General features: G+C 54.0%; 13 protein-coding genes. 6 read left to right on the top strand and 7 right to left on the bottom strand.

What is annotated here, in order from left to right; all coding sequences use genetic code 11:
- Window positions 1-154 precede the first annotated feature (154 nt).
- Both ACYVG7_RS12115 and ACYVG7_RS12110 read left to right on the top strand, forming a co-directional pair.
- Window positions 155-379: a hypothetical protein gene (locus ACYVG7_RS12115; protein WP_460883360.1), complete on the top strand. Its 225-nt coding sequence runs from the start codon at window positions 155-157 to the stop codon at window positions 377-379.
- Between the two features lie 301 nt (window positions 380-680).
- Window positions 681-1,625, top strand: a complete 945-nt coding sequence (locus ACYVG7_RS12110) for a ZIP family metal transporter (RefSeq protein WP_460883359.1) — start codon at window positions 681-683, stop codon at window positions 1,623-1,625.
- Between the two features lie 9 nt (window positions 1,626-1,634).
- Here the strand turns inward: ACYVG7_RS12110 and ACYVG7_RS12105 are convergent, their stop codons facing one another.
- The 6 genes from ACYVG7_RS12105 to cyoA all read right to left on the bottom strand — a co-directional run bounded on the left by ACYVG7_RS12105 (window position 1,635) and on the right by cyoA (window position 7,940).
- Window positions 1,635-3,002, bottom strand: coding sequence for an MFS transporter (locus tag ACYVG7_RS12105; RefSeq protein WP_460883358.1), 1,368 nt, complete (start codon window positions 3,000-3,002; stop codon window positions 1,635-1,637).
- Window positions 3,003-3,140: 138 nt separating this feature from the next.
- Complete coding sequence (gene cyoE / locus ACYVG7_RS12100; RefSeq protein WP_460883357.1) at window positions 3,141-4,028, bottom strand: heme o synthase; 888 nt, start codon at window positions 4,026-4,028, stop codon at window positions 3,141-3,143.
- A gap of 10 nt (window positions 4,029-4,038) precedes the next feature.
- Window positions 4,039-4,371, bottom strand: a complete 333-nt coding sequence (locus tag ACYVG7_RS12095; protein ID WP_460883356.1) for a cytochrome o ubiquinol oxidase subunit IV — start codon at window positions 4,369-4,371, stop codon at window positions 4,039-4,041.
- The gene (locus ACYVG7_RS12090) at window positions 4,368-5,000 is read right to left on the bottom strand and encodes a cytochrome o ubiquinol oxidase subunit III (protein WP_460883355.1); all 633 of its coding nucleotides are present in this window, start codon (window positions 4,998-5,000) and stop codon (window positions 4,368-4,370) included. Before ACYVG7_RS12090 ends, ACYVG7_RS12095 begins: the two co-directional genes overlap by 4 nt.
- Window positions 4,990-6,981 carry a cytochrome o ubiquinol oxidase subunit I gene (cyoB, locus tag ACYVG7_RS12085; RefSeq protein WP_460883354.1) on the bottom strand — a complete coding sequence of 664 codons (1,992 nt, stop codon included), beginning with the start codon at window positions 6,979-6,981 and terminating at the stop codon, window positions 4,990-4,992. The genes ACYVG7_RS12090 and cyoB overlap by 11 nt, the downstream gene beginning before the upstream one ends.
- A 2-nt stretch (window positions 6,982-6,983) precedes the next feature.
- Window positions 6,984-7,940, bottom strand: coding sequence for a ubiquinol oxidase subunit II (gene cyoA / locus ACYVG7_RS12080; protein ID WP_460883353.1), 957 nt, complete (start codon window positions 7,938-7,940; stop codon window positions 6,984-6,986).
- A 351-nt stretch (window positions 7,941-8,291) separates the two neighbouring features.
- On the opposite strand from cyoA, the gene bamE reads away from it, so the two are divergent.
- The 4 genes from bamE (at window position 8,292) to eco (ending at window position 10,371) form a co-directional block, all read left to right on the top strand.
- Complete coding sequence (gene bamE, locus ACYVG7_RS12075; protein WP_460883352.1) at window positions 8,292-8,702, top strand: outer membrane protein assembly factor BamE domain-containing protein; 411 nt, start codon at window positions 8,292-8,294, stop codon at window positions 8,700-8,702.
- 175 nt (window positions 8,703-8,877) lie between these two features.
- A complete protein-coding gene (locus tag ACYVG7_RS12070; protein ID WP_460883351.1) occupies window positions 8,878-9,258 on the top strand; it encodes a hypothetical protein in 381 nt (126 codons plus the stop codon).
- On the top strand, window positions 9,255-9,818 hold the full coding sequence (locus tag ACYVG7_RS12065; RefSeq protein WP_460883350.1) for a hypothetical protein: 564 nt from the start codon (window positions 9,255-9,257) through the stop codon (window positions 9,816-9,818). The genes ACYVG7_RS12070 and ACYVG7_RS12065 overlap by 4 nt, the downstream gene beginning before the upstream one ends.
- Before the next feature lie 85 nt (window positions 9,819-9,903).
- Window positions 9,904-10,371 carry a serine protease inhibitor ecotin gene (gene eco, locus ACYVG7_RS12060; RefSeq protein WP_460883349.1) on the top strand — a complete coding sequence of 156 codons (468 nt, stop codon included), beginning with the start codon at window positions 9,904-9,906 and terminating at the stop codon, window positions 10,369-10,371.
- A gap of 20 nt (window positions 10,372-10,391) precedes the next feature.
- Here the strand turns inward: eco and amrS are convergent, their stop codons facing one another.
- Window positions 10,392-11,090: an AmmeMemoRadiSam system radical SAM enzyme gene (gene amrS / locus ACYVG7_RS12055; RefSeq protein WP_460883348.1), complete on the bottom strand. Its 699-nt coding sequence runs from the start codon at window positions 11,088-11,090 to the stop codon at window positions 10,392-10,394.
- Window positions 11,091-11,157: the final 67 nt, after the last annotated feature.

Genomic DNA, 11,157 nt, shown 5'->3' with positions numbered 1-11,157 from the left:
TTGGTATCCATAGCGGGCACCTCAGTCCAGCGAACTTACTGCAAGTATAGATTGCCCCAACACGTAAAGGGAACAGCGCCCATAAAACCGCTTCTGTTAATCCGTTTGCTTCATTCTTTGCCGTCCGGCAATTAGTCTTTATTAAAGAGAAAATATGTTAGTTAATATTAGCAATACCCTTTGCGTATCCAAGCATTCTGCGTTGCAGAATGAAAAATGGATCTGCTATGAACCCTGTGAAAATATCAACAATAAAAAGCGCCAAGCATGGAAACGCATTACAGGTATGATGTCCGCCTGTGGTATGCACTCCTGGTTAGCAACTAATTATCCAGAATCGGGTAATGCCAACGCTTTTTTATCCATAGCCAAATGTTAAGTTAAATTTCAGATCCTCTCTGTTTTCTGCTTTTATTTTTACATTCCGCTTATCTGTTTCAATATATGTCAGTTGGTTGCTTCGTTTTTTCGGCCGCTACGTGCTACGTAAAACCCTATTAAGCCACTGACATCTATATCGCCTGCGTCGAACTCGATGCCGTCACCTCCGTACCTCTTGATTAAAACTCGTCCCTCAACACATGAGCCGTGGACAACGCTCGACGTTCCCGTTGTAATGAACCGTACCGCCAACCGGTGATAGCGTGATTGCGCATTTCTAGAGTCGAGAGGTTAATTCCATGGATGCAGGCTCCCAAGCTTCCACCTTGAACATCAATGAACCTTGGTCACAGGTGATTTGGCGCCACATGCGCGCTCATCCCCTGACCGCAACCAGTTTAGCCCTGGCCTTGGCCGTTGTGCTCCTTCTCCTGTTACAGAGCATCATCATGATCCTCAGCGGCAATATCAGCCCGGGAACTCGTTACGGCATCCTGGGTGGATTGGCTGGCTTTGCGACCACTGCGCTCGGAGCATTACCGGCGCTCGTACTACGTTCGGTCCCCCAACGCATTGAAGATGCCATGTTAGGCTTTGCCGCCGGCATGATGCTGGCAGCCAGCGCGTTTTCATTGCTATTACCTGGGCTCGACGCCGCCGAAGCATTAACGGGCAGTGGTGGCTGGGCGGCGGCTATCGTGGTCGCGGGAATGGCGCTGGGGGTTTTGTTGATGCTGGGTCTGGATGAGTTTACCCCTCATGAACATGACAAAACCGGCCCTTGTGGTCCGGGCTATGAGCACTGCTCCCGGGTGTGGCTGTTCGTGTTCGCTATCGCGTTACACAATCTGCCCGAGGGGATGGCCATCGGTGTCAGTTTCTCGCAGGGGGATATGTCCGTCGGCTTACCACTGACCAGCGCCATTGCGCTGCAAGATATTCCCGAAGGGCTCGCCGTCGCTCTGGCCCTCTGTGCAGCGGGTTTCAAACCCCCGTTCGCGGTTTTAGTGGCTATCGGCAGCGGTTTACTTGAACCACTGGGAGCCCTACTGGGCATTGGCCTGGCTAGTGGCATGCCGATGGCTTATCCCATTGGCCTGGGATTGGCAGCCGGAGCCATGCTATTTGTCGTCTCCCACGAGGTGATTCCGGAAACCCATCGCAACGGACATCAAACATTCGCCACGCTAGGATTGATGGCCGGTTTTGCCCTGATGATGACGCTGGACACAGCGCTGGGCTAACGCCACAGCTCAGTCTGCAGCAACCAGCGCCTCCAGCTCGAGGCGGCTGGTTTCTCGGGTATCCACCTTGATAAACGCCGCCTGTTCCTGAGCTACGAATGCTACCTCCTGCACCCCGGGTTGCTGCTGCAAACGCAGTTGCAATGCCTTCAGCTGGCCGGAGGGTGCAGCAGGAAGCGCCAGACGTATAGATTTGACATAGGCAGGCTCCGGCATAGGCCTGGCAATAAGCCACCACAACAGAGCCAGCATAGCTGCAAATAAAAAGACAACACTGCTTCCGGCCATGCCTAACAGGTATCCACCCAGACTGCCGCCGACACCAACCCCTAAAAATTGCGCGGTCGAGTAGATGCCCATGGCGGTGCCCTTAAAACCGGCCGGTGCTTCCTTGCTAACCAGTGAAGGCAACAAAGCTTCCATCAGGTTAAAGGCAATAAAGAATAGTTGCATGCCGATCAACAACCCAACCCACTCACTCCCCGCGCCCCAGAGCATCAGTTCGCAGCCAAATAACAGCAGAATGGTACCCAGGAAGACCCGCCGCATACGACGAAACTTTTCGGCATAGATGATGATGGGTAGAACGGGCAAGAAGGAGATCAGCATGGTCCACAAATAGGCCTGCCATTGTTCAGTCCGTACCATACCGGCGGATTCCAGTGCCTCAGGCAAGGCAATAAAACTGCTCATCAGCAACACATGCAAACAAAAGATGCCCAGATTCAGCCGTAACAAACGAGGTCGAGTCAGAACATGCAGAACACCACTGGAAACCAGGGCCGATTCCCGATCCAGCTGATGAGCGGCCGGCTGCGGTACCAGAAATAGCACCACGCCGATGGCCAGAATGGCCAGAGCGGCAATCGCCCAAAACAAAAAGGAGACGCCGAAACTGCGCGCTAAAATCGGCCCCACGATCATGGCCACGGCAAACGTCACCCCAAAACTCATGCCAATGATCGCCATGGCTTTGGATCTATGCTGTTCACGGGTGAGATCGGAAAGTAATGCCATCACGGCTGCTGATATCGCTCCCGCGCCCTGCAAAGAGCGACCGAGAATAATGCCCCAGATGGAATCGGCCAGTGCGGCGACCACACTACCCAACGCAAACAACAGCAATCCGCCGACAATGACCAATCGACGGCCTTGTCGATCCGACAGAAATCCCAGCGGGATCTGGCACAGCGCCTGGGTAAAGCCGTAGACCCCGATGGCGATCCCGATCAGTGCTGGCGTGGCACCCGGGAGCTCATGGCCATAGGTCGTCAACACTGGCAACACCATGAACATCCCCAGCATGCGCAACGCAAATAACAAGCCCAAGCCCCAGGTTGCACGCAACTCGCGGCCAGTCATTCGATCATCATGCATATGAATCAATCCAGGTTAACTGCGGAGCTTTCACCTCGTACCGGTTACTCGCAATCGGCTGTGCCGCTATCTCGGTAACTATCGATCGCGGTAAAACAACAGGCGGCCTTGAGGCCGCCTGGCAAACAAACTAGCCTGTTATTTCAGTAAGGTAAATAACTCGCCTCCCATCCCGCTACCTTGGACATCGACCGACATCATCAGGCTCAGGCTAGTGATGGCCACAATCGAGAAGATAAACAGCTGCCGCGCCCAAACTCTGTCATCTGTAACCTGAAAGCCTTTCCACGCCATCACCAGCCAGATCAGACTGACCAAGGTCGCGACAGTGAAATAGAACAAACCGGCATGACCACTAAAGGTCAGCATGACAGTAGCCAGCGCAAACGCCATGATGTAGCGAAGAATATGGCTCTTGGTCAGGGCGATGCCCTTTTTCACCGGCAGTACCGGAATCGCCGCCGCCTGGTAATCCTTGAAGCGGAAAATGGCAATCGCATAGGAATGGGGCATCTGCCACAAACTGAAAATCAGCAGTAGGATCAGGGCTCCGCTATCGAATTCATTGCTGACCGCACAATACCCGATCACCGGTGGCGTAGCGCCCGACAAGCTGCCAACCAGGGTTCCGTAGACGGAACGCCGCTTGAGCCACAGCGTGTACAACCCGACATACACCACGAAGCCCAAACCACCGAGCGCCGCCGATAACGGATTCACCCAGTAGAGCAACGCCACTCCGACGACTCCCAGACCGGTTGCATATCCCAGCGAGGCCCGAGGACCAATCAATCCCTGCACCAGCACCCGATTCCGGGTCCGCTCCATCAGGCAATCAATATCCCGGTCGATGTAGTTGTTAAACACACAGCCGGATGCAATCACCAATGAAACCCCGACCAGGGTGGCGAGGAAGATATCCAGTTCCAGGCTTCCTTTGGAAGCCAGGAAGAAACCACCCACCACCGAGATGAGATTGCCAAAGATAATTCCAGGCTTGGTAACCAGCAGGTAGCGTTTTAGCATAGTGATCGCCTTATGGTTCCATCATGTTGCTATTCAGATGGAACATAATCCACATAGATCCGACCACCAGAATGGCAATAATCAGTACCGTAAAGACAAAGGCCAGCATGTTCCAGCCTTCATCCGATTTGGTATTCATATGCAGGAAAAAGCCCAGTTGCACCAGGATCTGCAACAACGCCAAACCAATAATCGCCATCAGCAATACGCTGCTGGAGAACGCCGGATACATCACCAGACCAAAAGGGATCAGTGTCAGAATGACCGACAGGATGAAACCCATCACATAAGAACGTGTGCTGCCGTGACCGGCACCGGCGCGATGTGCATTGCTATGACTCATGGCAATACTCCCATCAGATAGACCACGGTGAAGACACAGATCCAGATCAGATCCAGGAAGTGCCAGAACAGACTCAGACACATCAAACGGGTGCCGTTCTTCGCAGTCAGGCCATTTTTAACCAACTGGATCATCAGAACTGCCATCCAGATCAGACCACTCAGCACGTGCAGGCCATGGGTACCGACCAGGGTAAAGAAGGCGGAGAGGAACGCACTGCGATCCGGTCCGAATCCTTCACCAATCAGATGGGCAAACTCGTTGATTTCCATCCCGATGAAGCCCAGCCCGAAGACAAAGGTGATTGCCAACCAACCCAGCACAGCCTGCTTCTGCTGCTTGTAGAACGCCAGCATGGCAAAGCCATAGGTCACACTGCTGAACAGCAACAAGAAGGTCTCGACCAGAACATACGGGAGTTCGAAGATCTCCTTGGCCGAGGGGCCATCGGCAATATTGCCAGCTAGAACCGCATAGGTTGCAAACAGAGTTGCAAACAGAATGCAGTCGTTCATCAGGTAGATCCAGAAGCCGAAAATCGCAGTTCCGCCCGCATCATGATGATGCTCGGCGTGATGTTCAGCATGGGCGGCCTGAACCGCCGGATGATGTAGAATTTCAGCGGCCATGGTTTACCCCTGCCTTGGCAATTGCAGCAAAATGTTCATTCTCGGTCCGCTCGACCACCTCGACGGGAACGTAATAATCCACATCGTCATTGAAGGTGTGCTTGATATAGGTGGCGATCATGCCAACTAGACCAACAATCGCCAGCCACCAGATATGCCAGACCAGAGCAAACCCCATCACCAGGCTGAAGGCGCTGATGATGATACCGGCGCTGGTATTCTTTGGCATATGGATAGGTGCGTAATGAGCAGGTTGCTGGAAGGCAGAGCCATCCTCCTTCGCGGCCCAGAAGGCATCCCGATCCTTGACCACAGGTAACTTGGCAAAGTTGTAGAAAGGCGGTGGTGAAGACGTCGACCATTCCAGAGTGCGGCCACCCCAAGGGTCCCCCGTCAGATCCCGGTTCTTTTCCCGATCCCGGATACTCACCGCCAGCTGCAACAGTTGGCAGATAATGCCAATCAGGATCAAGACGGCGCCCCCTGCGGCAATCGCCAGCAGCAGATGATACTGGGGATCGATCTGGTTACTGACCCGACGGGTCATGCCCATAAAGCCCAGAATATAGAGCGGGACAAAGGCGAAGAAGAAACCGGTGATCCAGAACCAGAAGGAGTATCGGCCCAGGCGCTCATTCAGAGTGAAACCAAACGCCTTGGGGAACCAGTAGTTGAAGCCCGCCAGATAACCAAACACCACACCGCCGATGATGACGTTATGAAAGTGGGCAATCAGGAACAGACTGTTATGCAATACGAAGTCAGCACCTGGCACGGCAAGCAACACGCCGGTCATCCCCCCAATCGAGAAGGTCACCAGGAAGCCCAGGGTCCAGAGAATAGGCACACTGAATTGGATACGGCCGCGATACATGGTGAATAGCCAGTTGAATATCTTCACCCCGGTGGGTATCGAGATAATCATGGTGGCAATACCGAAGAAGGCGTTGACGTTGGCTCCCGCGCCCATGGTGAAGAAGTGATGCAACCAGACGATAAAGGACAAGATAGTAATCGCCGCGGTAGCCCACACCAGCGAGGTATAGCCAAACAACCGCTTCTTACAGAAGGTCGCCACCACTTCGGAGAAGATACCGAAAGCAGGCAGGATCAGGATATAAACTTCCGGATGCCCCCAGGCCCAGATGAGGTTCACATACATCATCTGGTTGCCACCCATTTCATTGGTGAAAAAATGGGTGCCCAAATAGCGATCCATGGTCAGCAGGGCAACGGTCGCGGTCAGGATCGGGAACGAAATGATGATCAGCACGTTGGTACACAGCGCGGTCCAGGTAAAGACCGGCATCTGCATCATCTTCATGCCCGGGGCTCGCATTTTCAGAATGGTGGCGAAGAAGTTGACCCCGGTCAGCAGGGTACCGATCCCCGAGATCTGCAAGCTCCAGATCCAGTAATCGACCCCGACCCCGGGACTGAACTGTTTGCCCGACAACGGCGGATAAGCCAGCCAACCGGTCTGGGCAAACTCACCAACACCCAGGGAAATGTTCATCAGCGCTACGCCGACCACAAACAGCCAGAAGCTCAAAGAGTTCAGGAAGGGATAGGCCACATCGCGAGCACCAATCTGCAATGGCACCACAATGTTCATCAAGCCGACCATAAACGGCATGGCCATGAAGAAGATCATGATGACGCCGTGGGCGGTGAAGATCTGGTCGTAGTGATGGGGAGGCAGGAAACCTTCGGTGCCGGCCGAAGCCGCCGCCATATGCATCCGCATCATGATGGCATCGGCAAAGCCGCGCAGCAGCATCAGCATGGCGACAATGATATACATGACGCCGATCTTCTTGTGATCGACCGAGGTTAACCACTCGGTCCACAGCCACTTCCATTTACCGAAATAGGTCAAGGCCGCAAAAAGCGCCAAACCGCCCAAAATCATGGCCCCGACCGCACCCATGATAATGGGCTCGTGATACGGAATGGCCTCAAGCGTTAATTTGCCAAACATGATTATTCCCCATTTCCTGAATGTGCGTCCATGTGCTCACCGTCTCCATGGCTCATCGGCATCGCATCCTCGTGACTCATCTCCATCATCTGGTGCTGAGCTCCCCCCGGGAGCCCATGCCCCATGAACTGGTTGACGATCCGGTCATATAACTTGGTTTCGACCGTGGAATAGTAAGCAACCGGATTGTTCTGACTCGGCTCGACCAGTTTCTGATAATCGGTAAATTGCAAACTGGAAGGCGATGCCTTGACTTGCGCCAGCCACTGCTCGAATCCCTCCTGGGATCGCGCTTCGGCCATGAACTTCATCCCCGAAAAGCCATGACCACTGTAGTTGGCGGAAATGCCCTGATAGCTCCCCTCTTCGTTGGCGATCAGGTGCAGTTGATTGCGCATCCCGGCCATGGCGTAAATTTGGCTACCCAGCTGCGGAATGAAGAAGGAGTTCATCACTGAACCCGAAGTGACCTTGAACTGCACCGGCACATTCACCGGAAACGCGATCTCATTGACCGTTGCGATCCCTTGCTCCGGATAGATGAAGAGCCATTTCCAATCCAGCGAGATGGCTTCGATCACCAGCGGCTTAGCCGGACTGGCGATCGGCTGACGCGGATCCAGTGCATGGGTACTGCGCCAGGTGATGACGCCGAGGATCAGGATAATGATGCAGGGAATGGTCCAGACTACGAACTCGATCTTATTCGAGTGCTCCCAATCCGGAGTATAAGTTGCCTTGGTATTGGAGGCGCGATAGCGCCAGGCGAACCAGAAGGTCATGACGATGACCGGAACCACCACGATCAACATCAATGCAATGGCGGTGATAATCAGTGATCGTTGCTCAAGCCCGATCTGCCCCTTGGGATCGAGCAACGCCATGTTACAACCACTCAGGAGGAGTGCCGCAAGACACAGTAACCATCCCGGTTGGATTTGTTTATTTCCTCTCATCATCTAACTCCCTTGATGTCCCGCACTTGCGCTTCAGGCCAATCGGCATTCAATCCTGCAAGGGTAATGATTTTCTACAACTTGTTAACAACCAAGTTCAAATTTTTACACTTTAATCCGGGAAATGTCTGTTTTTCCGGCTTTTATGGTCAATTAGTCGCCATCAGAGCCTGCCACACTCTATTCGTTGGAGCGACAGAGTTTGCGCGTTTGATCACCACATCGCTCAGTGAGTTGCCATGGCTGAAGTCAAACGGCAATGGTGATTGACCCGCTCGCGGCCTTCTTGTACATTCCTGCGGCGTACTCATATGCAACTGATAAACCTTACATAATTCAGGGATAATACTGACGATGAAAAATATCACCCTCGCCGCCGCCTTACTGGTCACCTTGATGGGCTCAGCCCAAGCCGGCTTGCTGGATGCTGTCACTGACACCGCAACCGCGATCAATACCGCAACCGATGGCGGCGCATCGACCGACAAGGCCGTACTCGAACTGGTGAAGAGCGAGATTCAAGAAGGCGCGACCAAAGAGCAGGTTAAAGCCAAGCTGGGCGCCCCCAAGGCCATCGAAACCATCAGCGGCAATGAAGTCTGGAAATATGACATCAGCAGCATCAGTGATAAGGCCAGCGGCGCCATGGCTCTAGCTAACGCGCTGGGCTCCGATACCAAAAAAGCCGAAAAGATCGTGACCCTGAAATTTGAAGGTGATGCGGTCAAATCCTATGAGCTGGTTGACGGTACCCTGACCAACTAAGTTCTCATCCGCTTCGGAAAAACCAGCACCCGTCATTGGCTGCTGGTTTTTTTTGCACCAACGGCTCTAAAACCGTCACCGCCAGCGGTAGTTACTCACTTCGCGGTCACCCGGGATATTATTGACGCTCGGTTTGATGCAATAATGGCCATACTCCACTTTTTGAGTCCCGACGATGCGTGTTCATTTGGAACAGGATGAGGTCAGCGCCCTGCTGGAACGACAAGCCTTTGCGCCATCGAGATGGCGACGGGTTCTGTTCTGGTTACAGATTACCCTGCTCGTGCTCAGCAGTGGCTATGGCGTTCACCTCTACCACCAGCAATCGTCGTCACATCCTGCACCCCTGATCCGCTGGCAACAAGGCAGCAGCCAGGTCGTAAACGACCCAGCGCTAAGCCGTTGCCTGTTCGCCTGGGGGCAAACCCGGCGTTTGCCACCGGCAATTCAACTCATCATCAGCACCACGCCAGATACCTGGTATCTGGTCTGGATCAGTGCCGGGGAAAGTTTCAATTTTTCCATCAAAGGGCCTCTTCAGGAGTTGTGCCGATGAGATGCCAATATTCGAATCCACAGCAAGCCATCCTGGCGCTCTTGCTGGTGATCACCATCGGCATATCGGGCTGGCTGGATTCCGATCTCCGGCTCCAGCAGCGTATTGCCGGTAAGTTGTGGAGCTATCAACGGCAAACTCTGAGTCAATCCGAATTAGCCAGCCTGATCCTGAGTACACCGATCGAGAGTTGGTGGGAAAAGGGGCAGCTCCGCTTGCTGAGTAATGGCGAGGCGCAGCTGGATGTGGCGGTCCAGTTGCAAGAGCAGCAAGGGCCAACTGCGGATCTGCGGATCTCGATACAAGGAAGTTGGCTGCTCAGTGATGGCTTTTTGATTCTCAAATCGAGTCACTACACAGCACTCCCCCTCAACGACAGCGGCAAGCAACTTCTAGCGCGTCACGCGCAACCGTTGAAGGATATCTGGTTAACGCTATTTAATCGCAGCCGTCCCATTTTCCTACTCGATGAGCGGCACATGCTGCTCAATAATCAGGGTGATAGCCTCTGGGTACTCAACACGCAGGAGATCGCCGATATCGCCCGAGTGACTAAATGAATGGATGTTCACATTCCATTCAGGGTTGATCGTCCCACAGTGGTTAGACTGTAAGCATATTCGCTTCCATCATTCGGAGTCCTTCATGAGTAAACTCGGCATCACCACCCTGTTGCTGGCCTGCAGCCTGCCGCTGTCAGCCGCCACTCAGCATGACATCAGCATGTTTCCGGCGGCGGAACCCTCAATGCAGCGCCTAGTCATTCGCCTACCCAAACAAGCGGATGAATCCAGCCGCAAAGTTGAAATCCTGCTCAGCAAACAGCTGATGGTGGATTGTAACCGGCAGCGCTTGGGCGGCGACCTACAAGAAAAGACGTTGCAAGGCTGGGGCTACAACTATTACCAACTGGACAAGGTGATGGGGCCGGTGAGCACCATGATGGCCTGCCCGAACACCGCAAAGAAAAAAGCGGCAGTTCCAGTCAGTGGCAACGGCTATCTGGTGCGATATAACAGCCGCCTGCCCATAGTGCTGTATGTGCCGCAGGGCATTGATGTGCATTACCGCATTTGGCAACCAGGAGCAACTCAAGTCGCCAGCCTCGAATAATCCACCGTCTGCTCTCGAAACTAGACGGGTTTGACGGCCAGGCGGCGCGCGCCCCAATCGCCCGGTCTGGCTTCAAACCGCCCCGGCACTCGGTGGCCACAGGCGGCGCAGCCACCATCCAGCAGTTGCCAGTCGGTCAGACGATAACGGTCGCGGCCGATCAACAAGGCGCCACAGGCCGGACACCGGCTGCTTTCCCCCTCGCTATCCTGCACATTACCGGTATAGACGTAGTGTAACCCCGCGCTCTGGGCCAGTTGTCGGGCACGCTGCAGGGTCGCAACCGATGTCGCTGGCCGATCCAGCAGCCGGTAATCGGGATGAAAGGCAGTAAAATGCAGCGGTACCTCGGGACCCAGTTCACCGCCGATCCAGTCACACAGCGCACTGATCTCCTGATCACTGTCATTTTCACCCGGGATCAGCAAGGTGGTCAGCTCCAGCCACACCTTGGTTTGATGATGGATATAGCGCAAGGTATCCAACACCGGCTGCAAGTGCCCGCCGCAGATCCGGCGATAGAAACTTTCATTGAATGCCTTCAGATCGACATTGGCGCCGTCCATAGCGGCGAAAAACTCCACCGTAGGTTGCGGATTGATATATCCCGCCGTCACCGCGACCGTCTGTATGCCCAGGGCATGACAGGCGCGCGCCACATCCAGCGCGAATTCCATGAAAATAACCGGGTCATTATAGGTAAAGCCGACATTCCGCACCTAATTTAGGAATAAACCCGCTGATATGCTTCACCAAGGCAATCCAGAATGACTCGCTGGTGCGCGT

The sequence above is a fragment of the Pseudaeromonas pectinilytica genome (genome assembly GCF_054780855.1).
This window is presented reverse-complemented; position numbering and strand designations above follow the sequence as displayed.